Below are 18,549 nucleotides of genomic sequence, written 5' to 3' on the forward strand. Positions count from 1 at the left end.
AGTCAGCACAAACAGCGTCATGCGCATCTCTTGTGTGGCCACCGGAATCCCCAGAATCCGCTTGAAGTCGGTGAAGCCGTTGTTGCCGCCAAAACCAGTCTCGTTGCGAAAGAACAGCAGCATCGCGGCAAAGGTCAGAGCCTGGGTGATGATGGAAAAGTACACGCCCTTGATGCGCGAACGGAAGGCGAAGTAACCAAAAACAAAGGCCACCAGCCCCGGCACCGCCACAATCAAAATCAGGGTGGCACCAAAGCTGTCAGAAAACGTCCAGTGCCAGGGCAGCTCTTTCCAGTCCAGGAACACCATGAAGTCCGGCAAGTTGCTTTTGTAATTGCCATCGGTGCCAATCTGGCGCATCAGGTACATGCCCATGACGTAACCACCGAGCGCAAAGAACAGGCCATGGCCCAGGCTCAGAATGCCACTAAAACCCCAGATCAGGTCCATCGCCAGCGCAGCAATGGCGTAACACATGATCTTGCCGAGCAAACCCACGGCGTAGTCACTCAAGTGGAAAACGCTGTCGGCAGGCACCAGCAGATTGAGCACAGGTGCCACGGCACAGACCACGATCAAGGCGAGGATGAAGGCGCTCCAGCCGGTGCGGGTCAGCAGCGGTGAAGGCGCAGGAAGCCCTTCAACAAGCTCAGGGTGAACGGTTGAAGTCAGGTTAGTCGTACTCATGCTTCTGCGCTCCGGCCCTTCATGGCGAAGATGCCTTGCGGACGTTTCTGGATAAAGATGATGATGAACACCAGCACGGCAATCTTGGCCAGCACCGCGCCCGCCCAGCCTTCCAGAAATTTGTTCAAAATGCCCAGGCCCAAGGCGGCATACACGGTACCCGCCAGTTGTCCGACACCGCCCAGCACCACCACCATGAAGGCATCGACGATGTAGCCCTGGCCCAGGTCCGGCCCGACATTGCCGACCTGGCTCAGGGCACACCCCGCCAGCCCGGCAATGCCAGAACCCAGGGCAAAGGCGTAGGTGTCGATGCGCGCGGTGTTGACACCCATACACGAGGCAATGGGCCGGTTTTGTGTGACACCGCGCACAAACAGGCCCAATCTTGTTTTACCAATCAGCCAGGCCACCGAGCCCAGCACAAAGAGGGCAAAACCGATGATGACCAGCCGGTTGAACGGCAGCGACAAGTTACCCAGCACCTGCACGCCGCCGCTCATCCACGAGGGGTTTTCCACACCCACGTTTTGCGCACCAAAGATCGTGCGGACCAATTGCATCAGCATCAGGCTGATGCCCCAGGTGGCCAGCAAGGTCTCCAGAGGCCGGCCGTACAGGAAGCGGATCACGGTGCGTTCCAGCAGCACGCCCATCAGCGCAGAGGCCATGAAGGCCACCGGCACTGCCGCCAGCAAATACCAGTCAAAGGCACCGGGCAGGTAGGTTTGAAACAGGCCCTGCACCACGTAGGTGGCGTAAGCGCCAATCATCATGAGCTCGCCGTGCGCCATGTTGATGACGCCCATCAGGCCGTAGGTGATGGCCAGGCCCAGCGCCACCAGCAGCAGGATGCTGCCGAGGCTGATGCCACTGAACACCGCGCCCAGCTTGTCGCCCCAGGCCAGCCTGGACTCGACCTCGCGCAGTGCCTTGCCCAATGCTGCCTTGACCGTGGCATCAGACTCGGTCTGCAGGTGCGCCAGCAGGATGGTCTTGGTTCCGGACTGGTTGCTGGAGCCCAACAAGGCAGCCGCTTCCAGGCGCAGGGCCCTGTCGTCACTTCCCAGCAGCGCCGCCGCGCGCACCAGGGCCAGTTGGTCCCTGATTTTGGGGTTTTGCTCGGCTTTCAAGGCTTGTACGATCAGCGCCAGCTTGCTCGGGTCGGCATCGCTTTGCATCTGTTGCACCGCAGCCATGCGCACGCTGTCATCCTTGGAAAACAGCTTGAGCGCAGCCAGGGCCGAGTCGATTTCGCCGCGCATACGGTTGTTGTTGATGACGTCCTCGGCATCGTCAGGCAGCGCAAATTCAGCGCCCGAGGCGGGGTCGATGCCCTTGTCGTCCCGGACCATGATGGCCTTGCCGCGAACCAGCTTGACCGCATCATCGGCCAGCGCCTGCAAAAACAGCGCGGTGCCGGCATCGGCATGGGCCACGGCCTGGTTCAAGGCCTCGATGCGGGCATCGGTCTCACCCATGCTGATGGCGTTGGCCTCGTCCACGCTGATCGCATGGGCGTTCACAGCGATCGACACAATGGCAATGAAAAATAGTTTTGGTAGCGACATATAAGAAAAGGCTGTAGGGTGGGCACGTTGGCAGCGCCCACACTGCAATTTCTTCAAAAATTTGTCATTGCGAGCGAGCTCTCGGGCCGGATACAGCTGACTCGCAATGACGTGATGCGCCTTACTTCTTCGCCGGCTCATCCGGCTTGGATGCATTGCCTTCGATGTACGGGCTCCATGGCTTGGCTTTCACCGGGCCGGGTGTTTTCCAGACCACGTTGAACTGGCCGTCGGCCTTGATCTCGCCAATGAACACCGATTTGTGCAGGTGGTGATTTTTTTCATCCATCTTGCTGACGATGCCACTCGGCGCCTTGAAGGTCTGGCCGGCCATGGCGACAATCACCTTGTCGACATCGGTGGACTTGGCTTTTTCAACCGCCTGTTTCCACATGTTGATGCCGATGTAAGTGGCTTCCATCGGGTCGTTGGTCAAAGGCTTGTCCTTGTGACCGGCGATGCCCTTGGCCTTGGCGTAAGCGGCCCATTTCTTGATGAACTCGGTGTTGGTCGGGTTCTTGATCGACTGGAAATAGTTCCAGGCCGCCAGATGGCCCACCAGCGGCTTGGTGTCGACACCGCGCAGCTCTTCTTCACCCACGCTGAACGCCACCACGGGCACGTCCTTGGCCTTCAGGCCGGCGTTGCCCAGTTCCTTGTAGAAGGGCACATTGGAGTCGCCGTTGATGGTGGAGACCACAGCGGTCTTGCCACCGGCGGAGAATTTTTTGATGTCAGCCACGATGGTCTGGTAATCGGAGTGGCCAAACGGGGTGTACTTCTCGTCAATGTCGGTGTCTTTCACACCCTTGGACTTGAGGTAGGCGCGCAAAATCTTGTTGGTGGTGCGGGGGTAGACATAGTCGGTACCCAGCAGCACCCAGCGCTTGGCCGAACCGCCGTCCTTGCTCATCAGATAGTCCACTGCCGGGATGGCTTGCTGGTTCGGTGCGGCGCCGGTGTAGAACACGTTTTTGGACAGCTCTTCACCTTCGTACTGCACCGGGTAGAACAGCAGGCCGTTCATTTCTTCAACCACGGGCAAGACCGACTTGCGCGACACGCTGGTCCAGCAGCCAAAGATCACATCGACCTTGTCCTGACCCAGCAACTGCTTGGTCTTCTCGGCAAACAGCGGCCAGTTGGACGCCGGGTCCACCACCACGGGCTCGAGCTTCTTGCCGAGCAGGCCGCCCTTGGCGTTGATCTCGTCAATCGCCATCAGCACGGTGTCTTTCAACACGGTTTCCGAAATGGCCATGGTGCCTGAGAGGCTGTGCAAGATGCCGACCTTGATGGTGTCGGCAGCGAGCGCTGGCAGCGCCGTCAGGGTGGTGAGCGCGACGGCAGCGGTGAGCGCCTTGAGCGTAAAACGACGTGAGTTCAAAGATTGCATGTGCTACTCCAAAGTTGATGAAACCGTTGTCGCCGGGCTTGGGTCTGATGCTTGGCTCAGACTTCTGCTCAGCGATGGTTTGACTTTAGGGAAGCGCAGGCAATTGGGAAATACGCCGAGTGGCGTAGGGATGGGTTTCACGGTGTGCGCAGGGCCCAATGAGCGCCTGCCGTCACGCTGTCCACAAGCGGCACAGGCACATGGGGCTGAATCCCGGCGGCCATCCCTGCCAATCCGGCCCCACCGAGAATCACGGCTTGCACACCCAACTGGTGCACAGCATCCAGGCAAGCCCTGGTCAACAACTGCCGTGCAGCCACCGGGTCAGCGGCCAACTGCGCACCGGTGGGCGCTACTGTGTGGATGCCGGCCAGCGCCTGGACATGGCCCAGCGACTGGGCCAGTCTTTGCAGGATGGGACCCCAGCGTTCGCCCCCCGTCACAATGGCAAAACGGCCATGGCGGGCGGCTTCAATAAAGGCCGCCTCTGCCAGCCCCGTCACCGGCACCGGACTGATTTCGCGCAAGGCCATCAAACCCGGATCGCCAAAACATCCGATCAAGACGGTGTCAGGCGCAGCTTCAGATTGCGCCAATTCGGCAGCCCAGGCATCCAGTGTGGCATGGCCGGCCACTGCATAGCTGGCTTCATCCGCAATGTAGGGCGCACCAAAACGGGCAGTAACCGCACGCACCTGAACGTGCGAGCCTGCGGCCACCTGCACATGCTGTCGCAACAGCGCAGTCACGTTGGCTGAGGTGTTGGGGTTGATGACCAGCAGTCGGCGCATGGTCAGGCCACCGAACCAAACAACCCGTTCAGATCGGGAACGCTGTCTATGGGCAGATTGAACTGCAATTGCGACTCGAGCCGGGTCAGGTGGTCCTGCATGCGGATCGCCGCCTCACGCGCATCACGCAGCCGGATGGCATCGAGCAGCGCCCGGTGTTCACGGCAGCCGCAGGCCGATAGATCCTTGCGCTCAAATGCATGCACGCTGCTGTATGTCATCAAAATCAGCGTGGTGCGCGAGGTTAGTTCACGCAGAATGCGCCCCAGCGTCTGATGGTTCGCCCCTTGCGCAATCAACAGATGAAATTCACCCGAGAGCCGGATGGCTCGGCGCATGTCACCAGCTTCGCGCGCGGCCTCTTCATCGTCAATGCACTGCTTGAGTTGTGCCATGTCGGCATCCGTGGCCCGGATCATGAAGAGTTCGACCAAGGTCGGCTCGATCAGTCTTCGTACGGCAAAAACCTCGTGCGCTTCCCGCTCCGTAGGTTGCGCAATGGTCGCGCCCCGGTTTGGGGTAAGGGTCACCACCTGCTCATTGGCCAGACGCACCAGCATCGGCCGGATGCGGGTGCGTGAAACGCCGAACGCGCTGGCCAGTTTATCTTCCCCCAGTTTGGTGCCGGGCGGCAAACGGCGATCCAGAATGGCGGAGATCATGCGCTCGTACATGTCGTTATCGGTCAACGGTACTGTCCCTGTTGTCTCACTCATTGTGCGCCTTGTTGTCTTCTGCCCAGCCACCGGGCCAGACCGATGGCCAGCGCCATCACCAACAAGGAGACGACGGTGGTCACGGTGCCCAGCGCGTAAATGGACGGGGTGGTCACGGTGGTGGTGAGGCCCTGCAACTCCAGCGGCAAGGTATTGACGTCGCCAATGGCTTGGGAAGTGCGGGCGATCTCATCCCAGCTCAAGGTAAAACCAAACATGCCAATGCCCACGATGGAAGGCGCAATCAGGGGCAGCACCACGTGCCTGAACCCCTGCCAGGGCGAGGCGCCCAGATCGCAGGCCGCCTCTTCATAGGCCGGGTTGAAGCGGTTGAAGACAGCAAACATGATGAGCAGGCCAAAAGGCAGCGTCCAGGTCAGGTGCGCGCCGAGTGCCGAAGTGAACAGCCCCAGCGCGGTGCCGTAACTCTCCAGCGCAGGGGTCATGCCCAAGGCCTCCAGCGTCCACTTGATGCCGCTGTCGATGAGTCGGAATTCCAGCCCGATGCCCAGCGAGACAATGATCGACGGCATGATCAGGCTGGCCACCACCACGTAAAACAGCGCATTGCCGCCCGCCAGCTTCTTGCGAAACGCCAGCCCGGCCAGCACCGAGAACAGCACGGTGAACACCATCACCGCAGTGCCCAGAGCCAGTGAGCGCCGAAGTGCGGCACCAATGTCCACCACGCCCAGGCCCTCGGCCAGTTTGCCAAACCAGTGCAGGGATAAGCCGCGCAGTGGAAAGGTCAGGCCTCCTTCAGAGCCCTGAAAACTCAGCACCACAATGACCAGCATCGGCCCGTACAAAAACAGCACGAAGGCTGTAAAAAAAAGTGCCAGAAACCAGAAGCCAGCCGTGCGATTGTCTGAGTTCATGTTCAAAGTTCCTTTCGGATGTCGACCAGGCGGGTCAATGCCCAGATGATCATCAATACCAGTGCGAGCAAAATCACGGCGTTGGCCGCTGCCAGAGGAAACTGCAGATAAGACGTCTGCACCTGAATGATCTTGCCAATGGAGGCAATCTGCTGGCCACCCATCACGCCAATGGTGACAAAATCCCCCATGACAATGGTGATGACAAAAATGGAACCGATGATGATGCCGGTGCGACTCAGGGGCACAATCACGTTCCACAGCGTTTGCCACGGCGAAGCCCCGCTGTCATTGGCCGCCTCGATCAGGCTGCGGTCAATGCGCATCATGCTGTTGAAAATCGGCACGATCATGAACATGGTGTACAAGTGCACGAAGGCCAACACCACTGAGAAATCCGAAAAAAGCAGCCACTCAATCGGCGTGTCTATCAGCCCCGCGCCCATCAGGCTCTGATTCACCAGCCCGTTGCGCCCCAGCAACGGCACCCAGGAAATCATGCGGATCACATTGGAGGTCCAGAACGGAATTGTGCACAACACAAACAGCAAGGTTTGCATGCCGTTTGAGCGCACATGAAACGCCAGAAAGTAAGACACGGTAAAACCAATCACCAGCGTGATCAGCCAGACCAGGAAACTGAACTTGAAAGTGGACAGATAAGTCCGCAAGGTGACGCACAGGTCCTCGGTGTTGCTACAGCCTTCAAAAATCGCCAGGTAATGCTTGATGGTGAAATCTGGCAGTAACTCGTACTCGTTGAAATCCCAGAAGCTGACCATCAAAATCAGCGCCAGCGGCACCAGAAAAAACACCACGAACACCAGCGTGAGTGGTGCCGCCTGCCACCAGGCCGCGATGCTGCGGTCCGAGGCAGGCGATGCGCCCGGAAGTGAAGCCTGGAGAGATGGATTCATACTTATTTCACTTCCGCAGAAGCCATTTAAGCCGCGACGAACTCATTCCATTTCTGGACCATGTAGTTGTTCTCGTCCATCACGGCGTTCCAGCAGGCGATGCCGCCCATGCGGGCCTCGTAGCTGCCACCGTCACGAATCTGGCCGGCCTTGGCCAGCACGTCGCCCGTGGGGCTCTTGATGTCCTGGCTGGCGGGCTTGCCTTCCATCCAGTAGGCCCACTCGTAGGCCTCCATCTGGGACTTGGCGGTATCGAGCACGGCGCTGTAATAGCCCTGGCGGTTCAGGTAAGCGCCGGCCCAGCCGTCGAGGAACCAGTTGATGAATTCATAGGCGCCGTCGAGCTTGCGGCCCGAGAGTGTGGCCGGCAGGCCAAAGCCGGCCGCCCAGGCTCGGTAGCCCTCCTTGAGCGGCTGGAAGTTGCAGGCAATGCCCTTGGTGCGCACGGCAGTCACGGCCGGGGACCACATCGACTGGATCACCACCTCGCCCGAGGCCATCAGGTTGACCGACTCGTTGAAGTCTTTCCACAGGCTGCGGAACTGGCCTTGCTTCTTGGCTTCGATCAGGGTCTTGATCGTCAGGTCGATTTCCTTCTTGGTCATGTTGCCCTTGTCGGGGTATTTGTAGATGCCCATGGCTTCCACCACCATCGCCGCGTCCATGATGCCGATCGACGGGATGTTCAAGATGGCCGCCTTGCCCTTGAACTCGGGGTTGAGCAGCTCGGCCCAGGAGTTGATTGGGCGCTTGATCAGGTCGGGACGGATACCCAGCGTGTCGGCGTTGTAAACCGTCGGAATGAGCGACATGAACTGCGTCGGGCTCTTGGCAAAGACCTTGCTCTTTTCGCTTTCGAGGTAAATCACCTTCTTGGGCGCCGTGCCCTGGTCGCCCACGGCCTTGCCGGCCACGGTGCCGGTGGTGAACAGCGGGGTGATCTTGTCGGCGTTCTTGATCTTCTTGACGTCGATGCCCTTGAGGTTGCCGGTGGGCACGATCTTCTTGAGCGAGAAGTACTCGGTGTCGATCAGGTCGAAGCTGTTAGGCGCGGTGACGGCGCGCTTGGTCACATCGTCGGTGGTGACGGCCACGTACTGGATCTTGATACCCGTGTCTTTTTCAAACTTTTCGGCAATGGTCTTGTCCTGGTTGACCGCGGTGCCCAGGTAGCGCAACACGATTTTTTCCTGTGCGTGCACGGCCGGGAACATGCCGGCAGCCAAAATACCCGCCGTACCCTTGAGCAGGGAACGGCGCGGCACAGAGGCCTCAAGTGTGCCTGTGGCAACGCCTGAAGCGATGTCAGTGATGGTTTTGGTGAAGTCAGTCATGGCGAAACTCCTGGTGGATAGGTGAAATCTTCTTGCGAAGCGGGGGGTGGGGAAACGGTAACTCAATGAACAAGCGCATGCGATGCCTCGGGCAGCCAGGACAACTGCACACTCTGCCCAACAGCAAAGGACTGCCCGGCAAAGCCAGCTTCTGACACCATCACCGACATCTCTGCCGTGGCACTGGCCGAGAGACTTTCGCCGGGATTTTGCAAGCCCACCAGCACATAGGTGCCTTGGTATTCAATGTCGGTGATAACCGCGCGTTTGTTGTTGTCACCATCAGCCAACCCTTGCGTATCGGGTGCCAGCTGCATGTGATCGGCGCGTACGCTGATCTTGCCGGCCGCAGTGCTGAGCACGTTGTGCCCCCCCATGAAACGCGCCACAAATTCGCTCACCGGCCGGTTGTAGATGTCGTGCGGCGACCCCATTTGCTCGATGACACCGTGGTTCATCACCACCATGGTGTCAGCCAGCGCCATGGCTTCTTCCTGGGAATGCGTGACATGGATGAAGGTCAGCCCCAGCTCTTTTTGCCAACGGCGCAACTCAGCGCGCATCTGGATGCGCAAAAATGGATCCAATGCAGACAAAGGCTCATCAAGCAGCAACACCCGTGGCTGGGTAATCAACGCACGCGCCAACGCCACGCGCTGCTGTTGCCCCCCCGAAAGTTCGGCCGGTTTGCGGGCGCTCAGATGCCCCATGGCCACGCGCTCCAGCAGGTCCGCCGCGCGTTGCTGGCGCGTCGCCTTGTCCACGCCCTTCATCTTCAGGCTAAAGGCCACATTGTCCAGTGCACTGAGGTGGGGAAATAACGCAAAGCTCTGGAACATCATGGCGGTGCCGCGCGCAGCGGCGGGCAAATCGGTGATATTGCGGTTTTCCAGCAGGATGTCACCGGCAGTCACCGACTCGTGTCCGGCAATCATGCGCAGCGTCGTACTCTTGCCGCAACCCGATGGACCCAACAGGCAACAATAACTGCCGCTGGCAATGCGCAGGTTGATACCGTCTACCGCAGGCTTGCCCTGCGCATAGCACTTGGTCAGTGCAACCAGTTCGATGGCGTCAGCGTGTAATACAGGCGTTTTGGCGTTCATGACCAAGTTAACCGCAAAACCCGTGCCAGGATTGTGTACGGTTTAAACCATGAATTGCATACAAAATTGCACGCGCTTGGTGCTCATTGTCTGGGTGTCATTCAGTTTTGGTGCAAGTCGCGGGCAAACCCAGTGCAAATCTGGCAACCAAAGGATGCTCCAAGAATTCTGAACGTGGTATTGAATTTACGTGTTTGCCGTTGAACGCTGCCGTTACCTGGTCGACAATTGCCTGGCTGCGCACCCTGCCAGCGGCAGAGTGCGCCTATTCATCAGGTGTTGCGCCAAACTCATTGCCGAGCCATTGACTCCGCCTGGATGGCGGTCAGCGCGATGGTAAAAACAATGTCGTCAACCAGCGCACCGCGCGACAAATCATTCACCGGCTTGCGCAAGCCCTGCAGCATCGGGCCCACCGACACGACGTTGGCCGAACGCTGCACCGCCTTGTAGGTCGTGTTGCCCGTGTTGAGGTCGGGAAACACAAACACCGTGGCCTGCCCGGCAACGGGACTGCCCGGCGCCTTTTGCGCTGCGACATCACGCACGGTCGCCGCGTCGTACTGCATCGGGCCGTCGAGCACCAACTCCGGCCAGCGCGCCTTGGCCAGTTCTGTGGCAATGCGCACCTTCTCGACGCCCTCGCCTGATCCGGATACCCCCGTGCTGTAGCTGATCATGGCGACTTTGGGATCAATGCCAAAGGCCAGTGCGCTGTCGGCGCTCTGCTTGGCGATATCGGCAAGCTGTTGGGCCGTTGGGTCGGGGTTGATTGCACAATCGGCATAAACCAGCACCTGCTCGGGCATGAGCATGAAGAAACAGGACGAAACAATTGTCGAACCCGGTGCCGTCTTGATCAATTGCAGTGCCGGGCGCACCGTGTTGGCTGTGGTGTGAACCGCACCGCTGACCAGCCCATCGACTTCATCGACCGCCAGCATCATGGTGCCAAGCACAACGGTGTCTTCCAATGCAATCAGCGCCTGACCCGACGTCAGTCCCTTGCTTTTGCGCAGTTCCATCATCGGCGCGACATAGCGTTCGGCAATCTGACTGGGTTCAAGAATCTCAAGCCCCGGCGGCAATTCGATGCCCAGCGAGTCGGCAACCGACTGGATCACCTTGCGCTGGCCCAACAACACGCAGCGCGCAATACCTTTTTGGGTGCAGATCGCCGCCGCACGAATCGTGCGCGGCTCATCGCCTTCTGGCAGCACGATGCGTTTGTTGGCCGCGCGCGCCTTCTGAATCAACTGGTAACGGAAGGCCGGGGGCGACATGCGGGTCGATGCGGCAAGCTCCAGTCCGGCGCATATCGCGTCACCGTCAAGTTGCTCCGCCAGGCTGTCGATCACGGTATCCATCCGACTCAAATCGTCCAGCGGCACCGCCAGCGGCAAACGGCTGACGCGCGCGGCGGTCTCGAAACTGTCGCCATGGGTGCGCAACACCGGCAAGCCACTGTGGAAAGCGCGCGAGCCAAAACGCTCGATGCGCGGGCTGATGTAGCTGTTGTGCGTCAGCACCAGACCCGCCAGTTCGATGCCGTTGCTTTCCGCCAGCGCGGTGGCCAAAATGACATCGTCGCGGTCGCCGGCACTGATCACCAGCGCACCCGGTATCAGGCGCGGAATGACTTCGGTGACCGAGCGGGCCGCCAGCACGGTGTCCAGTACGCGCCGGGTCGCAATTTGGCCTTCGATCATCACCTCGGCGCCCAGATGGCGGGCCACGTCGAGGGTGCGCGGCGCGGACAGTGCCGGGTTGTTTTTGATGATGCCCCAGATCGGCACGCCGCCCAGTTGTTTGGCAACGGCGGCTTCATCGAAGTCGGGCGCCGCGCGGTTGAAGATGACGCCCACCACCTGGCGTCCAGCCTGGCGCACCTGGGCAATCAGGTAGTGGGTCTGGGCGATACCCTCCGCGTCCGCGCCGCTGGCCACCAGCACCACGTCCGCCTGCAGGCTTCTGGCGATGTCACCCGACAGGCGCGGAATGAAGGCACGGCTCGGATCGGCATGAATACCTTCGACCACCAGCACATCGGCCCCTTCGGTGGCTGACATGGCCAGGCTGACGATGTCTTCGAGCAGTTCATCGGTTTTGCCACTGGTGACGTACTGTGTCACCAAGCTCATGGGCAATGGGTCGGGCGTGTTCGCAACCTTGCAGATGTTGCGTGCGAACAGGACCGAAGGTTCGCTGTCTGGCGTGCGCTTGGTGACTGGCTTGACAAACGCCACCTTCAGTCCACGCCGTTGCAGTGCCCGCAACAGACCGAGTGAAACCGAAGTGAGGCCGACGTTGGGTTGTGTCGCCGCAACGAAATACGAACGCATGGGGAAAACTCCGCTGGTTATCGCCAATCCTGCAGTCAACTGGCGTAGAAATTGTGCACTGCATCATAACGCAACCAAGGGTTAACCCTAGGTTTAAAACATCAATTTATTGACCTCAATCAATATTAATTCACCACTGAAACCTGTGCCATCTTGGCCGGCCTCACTGTTATCCGAGTGGTGTTATCCGCGTACTGGAACGTTGGGGAGATTGGGCTGGACAAATCCCCATGAGGTGGCCAGAATCAAAGCTCCAGAACTGCCATCGCCATCCCCGCCCTCGACAACAACTTGCCGTAAGGCTACACCAAAGGAGTATGTTATGACTACCCATGACAAGCCCATCGAGCTTGAGCCCGTCAAGTGCGAAGTTCAGGACAACAACAGCCCTGGTTCATGATATCCGCTCCTGGCTGATGCGTTGGTGGCTTGCTTGCGCCTGGCTCCTGGTGGGCATGATTGCCCCATTCGCAGCAGCTGACCCCCTGACCACGGCAACACTCCTTTGGTTTGACGCCAACCGGCCCAGTCTGCAGGCGCAGCAGGCGGTCCAGATTCTGCTCGCTGCTGCCGATGACGGAATGGACCCGCACCATTACCAGGCCGTCGACCTGGGCCAGGCAGTGGCACAGGCCAGCGCTGGCCCGGCGCTTGATCCCGGACAACAAGCCCGGTTGGATGCCGCCTTGACCCGGGCGATGCAGCATTACCTGAACGACCTGAGCCGCGGTCGGGTGAATCCGGGCCAAGTCAAAGCCAATTTTTCGTTGCCAAGCGAGCCCGCGGCCGATCTCACCACATGGCTGAGCACGACCGTGCGCGAGCAGCGCTTGCGCCAGACGGTGGCGCAACTGGCCAACCAGGCGCCCATGGCCGCGCCCCTGCGCCAGGCGCTGGCCCAGTACCGCGCACTCATCCATCACCCGGCCTGGCAATCGCCCCTGGCGCCTTTGCCCGGACGCAAACTGGAAGCCGGACAGTCCTATGCCGGCTTGCCGCTGCTGGCCCTGCGCCTGCAAGCGCTGGGTGATCTGGCCGCCGAAACACCGGTACCAGTACGACTTGAAGGCGAGTTGATTGGTGCGCTGATGCGCTTTCAGGAACGCCACGGACTGATACCTGACGGCGTGCTTGGGCCCAAAACCTTGCAGCAGTTGAACATCCCACCCGAACAACGGGCCGAGCAGATTGCGCTCAGTCTGGAGCGGATGCGCTGGACGCCCTTGCGCCAGGCCGCGCGCATGGTGGTGGTGAACGTGCCGGAGTTTGTACTGCGCGCCTACGAGGTGCAGGACGGGCGCATCCATGTCAAGCTGAGCATGAAGGTGATCGTCGGCAAGGCGCTGGACACCCGAACTCCCCTGTTCGACGAGGAAATGCGCTTCATCGAATTCAGTCCCTACTGGAACATTCCACGGTCGATTGCGCGCCAGGAAACCGTGCCCCACCTGCGCGCCGATCCGGCTTATCTGGCGCGCCAGGGCATGGAGTTTGTCACTGCCAGCGGTCAGGTGGTCACCACCCTGGCGCCAGGGCATCTGGATGCTGTGCTCTCGGGTGCGTGGCGCATCCGCCAGCGGCCGGGACCGAAAAATGCGCTGGGTGATATCAAATTTGTCTTCCCCAACAATGACAACATCTACCTGCACCACACGCCGTCTCCCGGCTTGTTCGAGCGCGACCGGCGCGATCTCAGCCACGGTTGCATCCGCGTGCAGGATCCGGTGGCGCTGGCAAAGTTTGTGCTGCAGGACGACCCGAACTGGCCGGAGGAGCGCATCCGCTCGGCCATGGCCAGCGGCAAGTCCAGTACCCTGCGCCTGGCGCAACCCCTGACCGTGCTGATTGCCTATAGCACCGTGGTAATCAAGGCGGGACGGGTGTTTTTTTACCCCGACCTCTATGGCCACGACCAATTGCTGGCCCGCGCGCTGCGCCAGCATGCGGCTGCCTTACCCCCATGAGCTTTGTCGAATTGCCGGATTTCATAAAATACCCTGCCATGACACGTCCGAAACTGATTCCCCTGCACCCCTCGCGCCGGACTTTTCTGCACCGCTCCGCCCAGGTGGTGCTGCTTGGCGGCGCGCTGGGCATGGCGGGCCGCTCGGCGCGAGCTTCCGCCCCCAGCGTGCGCAGTCTGGTGCTCGACCACACCCACACGCGCGAACGCATTGACCTGGTGTACGCCTCGGGTGAACAGTACCTGCCCCAGGCGCTGGGTTCCCTGAACCACTTTCTGCGTGACCATTACTCGGGCGACGTCGGCCAGATTGACCCGCAGTTGTTCGACCTGTTGCACGACGTGCGCCAGGCGCTGGGCTCGAAAGCACCGCTGTCGTATCAAATCATTTCGGGCTACCGCAGCCCGGTCACCAATGCCCGGCTGCGCAGCACGCGCGGCGGCGGTGTGGCCAGCCACAGCCTGCACATGGATGGCAAGGCCATCGACATCCGTCTGCCCGGCGTGCCGCTGGCCGAGTTGCGCGACGCGGCCCTGTCGCTCAAGGCGGGCGGCGTGGGTTATTACCCGCGCGACCAGTTTGTCCACATTGACACCGGGCGCGTGCGCACCTGGTAACCCTAAGCCTGCACAAAACTAGCCCTCGAATTGCGGCTGCAGCTGCCGGAGGCGGCGCATGGCCATGGCGGCGGCGGCGGTGCGAGTCTCCACGCCCAATTTGGCAAACACATGCTCCAGGTGTTTTTTCACGGTCATCGGGCTGGAACCCACAATGTCGCCGATGTCGCGGTTGATCTTGCCCTTGACCACCCAGTACAGCACTTCGGCTTCCTTCGGCGTGAGCTTGAAGCTCAAGGCCATGGCCTCGATCACGCTCTCGTCGCTGACCTCCTGCATGATGATGAGCCAGTCGCCGCCGCCCTCACTGTCGCCAATCTGCTGATGCAGTCGGAACGTCAGTCGTTTGGGACCGGCTTCAACGCTCAGACGCGGCGGCTCGACACCGCCCAAGCCCTTCTCCACGTGGCGGCGCAGCCAGGTCAACACCGGGATGGGTGTGGTGGGCGCGTCGGTGCCGTAGTAGCGCATCAGCAACTCACGCGCCAGCGAGGTTTGCCACATCAAGCGTCCATCACTCACACGCACGGTGATGCTGGCATAGCCAAAGGCATCCAGCGCGTTGCGGGTCTGGCGTTTTTCGCGCGCGCCCTGCAGGTGCACCGCCATGCGCGCCAGCACCTCTTTCGGCTTGATCGGCTTGGTCACGTAATCGACACCACCGGCTTCCAGCGCCGCCACCAGGTGCTCGGTCTCGGTCAGGCCGGTCATGAAAATGATGGGAATGTGCGCCGTTTGCGGGTCGGCCTTGAGCTGGCGCGCCACCTCAAAACCGTCCATGCCGGGCATCATCGCGTCGAGCAGCACCACATCGGGCAGTGCCTGTGCCGCACGCTGCAGCGCGGCCGCACCGCTCAGCGCCACCAGCACGGTGTAGCCCGATTCGTCGAGTGCGTCGTGCAACACCGCCAGGTTGTCGGGCACGTCATCAACGATCAGCACCACGTCGCTGTTGGCGCGGTCCAGCGTGCGGTCAAGCACCTTGTTGATGTTATTGGTCATGGTCAATGCCGGCCAGCTGCTGGCTCATGGTTTCAAACTGGAATTGGCGGGCCAGCTCGCGCATGCGGGCGACAAACCGCGAGCACTCGGGCTGCGCTGCCTCCAGCGCGTCCAACTGGTTCAGGATGCCACGGTAAAAACCCAGCGTCACCACTTCCTGCAAGGCATCAAGTTGCGCCCGGTCCGGGTAAACCAGCGCGGTGACCGGCACGGCTTTGGGCGCCTGCCAAACCGGCTGAACGGCCTCCTGCCAAACCAGACCCAGGCGCTGGCCCAGCCAATCCAGCAGATCGGCGTGGCGTACCGGTTTGCAGAAAAAGTCCTTGCCGGGTAGGCCGACTTCGTTGTCGAGCCCTTTGTCGAAGGCGTTGGCCGAGACGATGGCAATGTGCGCGGCCGGGCGCTGCGTGGCTTGTTCGAGCACCCGCACACGGCGCACGGTTTCCCAGCCGTCAATGCCGGGCATGGCCAGGTCCATGAACACGGCATGGGGCTGGTAGCCACTGGCCAGCAGGTCCAGCGCGTCATGACCACTGGCCGCGGTGCGCACCTCGAAGCCCAGGGGTTGCAGCACTTGCGCCAGCAACTCCCGGTCGGCTTCTTCGTTGTCCACCACCAGCACCCGCTGGCGCGGCCCGACATAGCCCAAACGCGATTTAACTGGCGCGACCAAAAGCGCTTCCCGCTGCGCGCCACCACCCCCCGTGGCTGGCAAACTGGTGTGTAACTCGGGCAGGAAGAGCTTGACCTTGAACACCGAGCCCACACCCGGCTGGCTGCTGACGCTGAGCGCTCCCCCCATCAAGTCGGTCAGCATGCGGGCAATGGTCAGGCCCATGCCGGCGCCGGGCGCCCCCACGCCGGGGACATTGGCCCGGGCAAAGGGCTCAAACACATGGACCAGGTCCTGCGCGCTCAAGCCCGGCCCGGTGTCTTCGACCTCGATGTGGGCCATCTCGACGGCGTAACGCAAGCGCAACACCACTTGACCGCTGGCGGTGAACTTGATGGCGTTGCCCAGCAGGTTCAGCAAAATCTGACGCACCCGTTTTTCATCGGCCCGCACCACGGCCGGCAGCTTGCCCTGCACCTCGAAGACAAAGCGCAGTGCCTTGCGCTCGGCCTCAAGCGCAAACATGTCGGCCAGGTCCTGCATGAAGTCGGCAAAGGCCAGCGGCCGCGGGCTGAGGGTGAGCCGGCCGGCCTCGATGTGCGCCAGGTCCAGCGTGCCTTCGATGAGCGACAGCAAATGCTCGCCGCCGCGCTTGATCACGGCCACCGCCTGCTTGCGGTGCGCCGGAATGCTGGTGTCCTGCCCCATCAGTTGGGCATAACCCAGAATGCTGTTGAGTGGCGTGCGCAACTCATGGCTGATGGCGCTGATGTAGCGGCTCTTGGCCTGATTAGCCTGGTCTGCGGCATGGCGCGCCTGCTCGGCCACCTGTTTGGCCTTTTGCAGCGCTTCGTCGGTTTGGGCGTGCAAGGCGATTTCGCGCATCAACAGGCCGGTCTGCCGGTTGGATTCTTCCTGCGCCACCTGACGACTCATGCGCGCCAGCACCACCCACCAGGCCACCAGCCCGGCAATCAGCAGCAAAGCCATGTAGGACTTGACAAAGCCCGAGCGTAATGCCTCCTGCCCGGACTGCAGCATTTGGGCGTCGAACACCGACTGCGCCAGCGCCCGTGTTTCCTGGCTGTACAGCAGGCCAAACACAGCGCCCAGCAGCGGCACGATCACCAGCATCAACAGCAAAAAGTAGCCCAGCCCTTTGTCCAGCACGGCCCAGCTGCGCCGGGGCATCAACCAGTGCAGCACCGCCGACCACTGGCTGGCCAGGCTGGCATGGGGTTTGCACAGGTCACCACAACGGGCATCGAGCGTGCAACACAGCGAGCAAATCGGCCCCTGGTAGGCAGGGCAATGCGCCATGTCGGGCCCTTCATAGTCGCGCTCGCAGATCACGCAGCGTTGCAGGCGCAAACGCGGGTAAGCACCCGCTTCCAAAACCGGCAAAACTTGTGCCGCACGCGCCAGGTAATACTTGCCCCGCGTGGCCCACGCAATCAGGGGCGAGGTGACCAGGGCGGTGGCCAGGGCGATCAGCGCCGAAAACGCCTGCGCCAGCGGACCGAAAAATCCCAGGTGAGCCGCCACCGACAGGATGGAGGCCAGCGCCATGGCGCCGACGCCCACCGGGTTGATGTCGTACAAATAGGCGCGCTTGAATTCAATGCCCTTGGGGCTCAGGCCCAGCGGCTTGTTGATGACCAGATCGGCCACCACCGCCATCATCCAGGCAATGGCAATGTTGGAATACAGCCCGAGCACGTCGCCCAGCGCGGCAAACACATTCATCTCCATCAGCATGAAGGCGATCAGCGTGTTGAACACCACCCACACCACGCGCCCCGGGTGGCTGTGCGTCAGGCGCGAGAAAAAGTTGCTCCAGGCCAGTGAGCCGGCGTAGGCGTTGGTGACATTGATCTTGAGCTGCGACACCACCACAAACAGCGCCGTCGCCGCAACCGCCCAGCCGTAATGGGGAAACACATACTCGTAGGCCGCCAGGTACATCTGATTTGGGTCCACCGCGCGCTCCAGCGGCACCGCGTGGCTGATGGCCAGGTAGGCCAGCAGCGCGCCACCCAGCATTTTCAGCACCCCCAAAATCACCCAGCCCGGCCCACCCAGCAACACGCTGAACCACCAGCGCTTGCGGTTGGCAAGCGTCAAAGCCGGCATGAAACGCAGGTAGTCGGCCTGCTCACCCATTTGCGTCATCAGCGCCACACCCACCGTCAGCGCTGCACCAAACAGGGGCAGGCTAAAACCCTCCGACTGACCCCTGTCACCAATATAGTGCATCACACCGGCGAACGCGGTGGGCTCGCGCCACAGCACAAAGGCGAAGGGCAGCAGCCACATGACCAGCCACAGCGGCTGCGTCCAGACCTGCAGCCGGCTGATGGTGGACACCCCGTGCGTGACCAACGGGATCACCACCAGCGCACAAATCAGATAACCCCAGCGCGGCGGAATGTCGAGCGCCAGCTCCAGCGCATAGGCCATGACCGCGGCCTCAAGGGCGAAAAAGATGAAGGTGAACGAGGCATAAATCAGCGAAGTCAGCGTCGAGCCGATGTAGCCAAAACCCGCCCCGCGCGTGAGCAAATCCATGTCGACACCGTACTTGGCGGCGTAAATGCTGATGGGCAGCCCCGCCA

General features: G+C 61.1%; 13 protein-coding genes and 1 pseudogene. 2 read left to right on the forward strand and 12 right to left on the reverse strand.

What is annotated here, in order from left to right:
• The 10 genes and pseudogenes from NDI87_RS10205 to pta all read right to left on the reverse strand — a co-directional run.
• A pseudogene (locus tag NDI87_RS10205) lies at positions 1–687 on the reverse strand (urea ABC transporter permease subunit UrtC); the annotation flags it as partial.
• Entirely contained in the window at positions 684–2,258 is a 1,575-nt protein-coding gene (gene urtB / locus NDI87_RS10210; RefSeq protein ID WP_296275105.1) for an urea ABC transporter permease subunit UrtB, read from the reverse strand. The gene urtB and the pseudogene NDI87_RS10205, both read right to left, overlap by 4 nt.
• Before the next feature lie 121 nt (positions 2,259–2,379).
• Positions 2,380–3,654, reverse strand: coding sequence for an urea ABC transporter substrate-binding protein (gene urtA / locus NDI87_RS10215; RefSeq protein WP_296275106.1), 1,275 nt, complete (start codon positions 3,652–3,654; stop codon positions 2,380–2,382).
• Positions 3,655–3,791: 137 nt separating this feature from the next.
• Entirely contained in the window at positions 3,792–4,445 is a 654-nt protein-coding gene (locus tag NDI87_RS10220; protein ID WP_296275107.1) for an aspartate/glutamate racemase family protein, read from the reverse strand.
• Between the two features lie 2 nt (positions 4,446–4,447).
• A complete protein-coding gene (locus NDI87_RS10225; RefSeq protein WP_296275108.1) occupies positions 4,448–5,161 on the reverse strand; it encodes a GntR family transcriptional regulator in 714 nt (237 codons plus the stop codon).
• Complete coding sequence (locus tag NDI87_RS10230) at positions 5,158–6,039, reverse strand: ABC transporter permease (RefSeq protein WP_296275109.1); 882 nt, start codon at positions 6,037–6,039, stop codon at positions 5,158–5,160. The genes NDI87_RS10225 and NDI87_RS10230 overlap by 4 nt, the downstream gene beginning before the upstream one ends.
• Positions 6,040–6,041: 2 nt before the next feature.
• Positions 6,042–6,956 carry an ABC transporter permease gene (locus NDI87_RS10235; RefSeq protein WP_296275110.1) on the reverse strand — a complete coding sequence of 305 codons (915 nt, stop codon included), beginning with the start codon at positions 6,954–6,956 and terminating at the stop codon, positions 6,042–6,044.
• Positions 6,957–6,982: 26 nt separating this feature from the next.
• Complete coding sequence (locus NDI87_RS10240; protein ID WP_296275111.1) at positions 6,983–8,290, reverse strand: extracellular solute-binding protein; 1,308 nt, start codon at positions 8,288–8,290, stop codon at positions 6,983–6,985.
• Positions 8,291–8,352: 62 nt separating this feature from the next.
• Positions 8,353–9,396: an ABC transporter ATP-binding protein gene (locus NDI87_RS10245; protein WP_296275112.1), complete on the reverse strand. Its 1,044-nt coding sequence runs from the start codon at positions 9,394–9,396 to the stop codon at positions 8,353–8,355.
• 290 nt (positions 9,397–9,686) lie between these two features.
• Entirely contained in the window at positions 9,687–11,738 is a 2,052-nt protein-coding gene (pta, locus tag NDI87_RS10250) for a phosphate acetyltransferase (protein ID WP_296275113.1), read from the reverse strand.
• A gap of 455 nt (positions 11,739–12,193) precedes the next feature.
• On the opposite strand from pta, the gene NDI87_RS10255 reads away from it, so the two are divergent.
• Entirely contained in the window at positions 12,194–13,702 is a 1,509-nt protein-coding gene (locus NDI87_RS10255) for a L,D-transpeptidase family protein (protein ID WP_296275114.1), read from the forward strand.
• A 38-nt stretch (positions 13,703–13,740) separates the two neighbouring features.
• The gene (locus tag NDI87_RS10260) at positions 13,741–14,319 is read left to right on the forward strand and encodes a DUF882 domain-containing protein (RefSeq protein ID WP_296275115.1); all 579 of its coding nucleotides are present in this window, start codon (positions 13,741–13,743) and stop codon (positions 14,317–14,319) included.
• A gap of 18 nt (positions 14,320–14,337) precedes the next feature.
• On the opposite strand, the gene NDI87_RS10265 is transcribed toward NDI87_RS10260, so the two are convergent.
• Positions 14,338–15,321: a response regulator gene (locus NDI87_RS10265; RefSeq protein ID WP_296275116.1), complete on the reverse strand. Its 984-nt coding sequence runs from the start codon at positions 15,319–15,321 to the stop codon at positions 14,338–14,340.
• Positions 15,311–18,549, reverse strand: a 3,239-nt coding sequence (locus NDI87_RS10270; RefSeq protein ID WP_296275117.1) for an ATP-binding protein, incomplete at its 5' end; no start/stop codon positions are given. The genes NDI87_RS10265 and NDI87_RS10270, both read right to left, overlap by 11 nt.

It is taken from the genome of Rhodoferax sp., from assembly GCF_023701345.1.
Classification (GTDB): domain Bacteria; phylum Pseudomonadota; class Gammaproteobacteria; order Burkholderiales; family Burkholderiaceae_C; genus Rhodoferax.

Excerpts from the sequence above, each read along its gene's own strand:
- urtB (WP_296275105.1), bottom strand. The coding sequence starts at position 2,258 with ATGTCGCTACCAAAACTATTTTTCATTGCCATTGTGTCGATCGCTGTG.
- urtA (WP_296275106.1), bottom strand. The coding sequence starts at position 3,654 with ATGCAATCTTTGAACTCACGTCGTTTTACGCTCAAGGCGCTCACCGCT.
- NDI87_RS10220 (WP_296275107.1), bottom strand. The coding sequence starts at position 4,445 with ATGCGCCGACTGCTGGTCATCAACCCCAACACCTCAGCCAACGTGACT.
- NDI87_RS10225 (WP_296275108.1), bottom strand. The coding sequence starts at position 5,161 with ATGAGTGAGACAACAGGGACAGTACCGTTGACCGATAACGACATGTAC.
- NDI87_RS10230 (WP_296275109.1), bottom strand. The coding sequence starts at position 6,039 with ATGAACTCAGACAATCGCACGGCTGGCTTCTGGTTTCTGGCACTTTTT.
- NDI87_RS10235 (WP_296275110.1), bottom strand. The coding sequence starts at position 6,956 with ATGAATCCATCTCTCCAGGCTTCACTTCCGGGCGCATCGCCTGCCTCG.
- NDI87_RS10240 (WP_296275111.1), bottom strand. The coding sequence starts at position 8,290 with ATGACTGACTTCACCAAAACCATCACTGACATCGCTTCAGGCGTTGCC.
- NDI87_RS10245 (WP_296275112.1), bottom strand. The coding sequence starts at position 9,396 with ATGAACGCCAAAACGCCTGTATTACACGCTGACGCCATCGAACTGGTT.
- pta (WP_296275113.1), bottom strand. The coding sequence starts at position 11,738 with ATGCGTTCGTATTTCGTTGCGGCGACACAACCCAACGTCGGCCTCACT.
- NDI87_RS10255 (WP_296275114.1), top strand. The coding sequence starts at position 12,194 with ATGATTGCCCCATTCGCAGCAGCTGACCCCCTGACCACGGCAACACTC.
- NDI87_RS10260 (WP_296275115.1), top strand. The coding sequence starts at position 13,741 with ATGACACGTCCGAAACTGATTCCCCTGCACCCCTCGCGCCGGACTTTT.
- NDI87_RS10265 (WP_296275116.1), bottom strand. The coding sequence starts at position 15,321 with ATGACCAATAACATCAACAAGGTGCTTGACCGCACGCTGGACCGCGCC.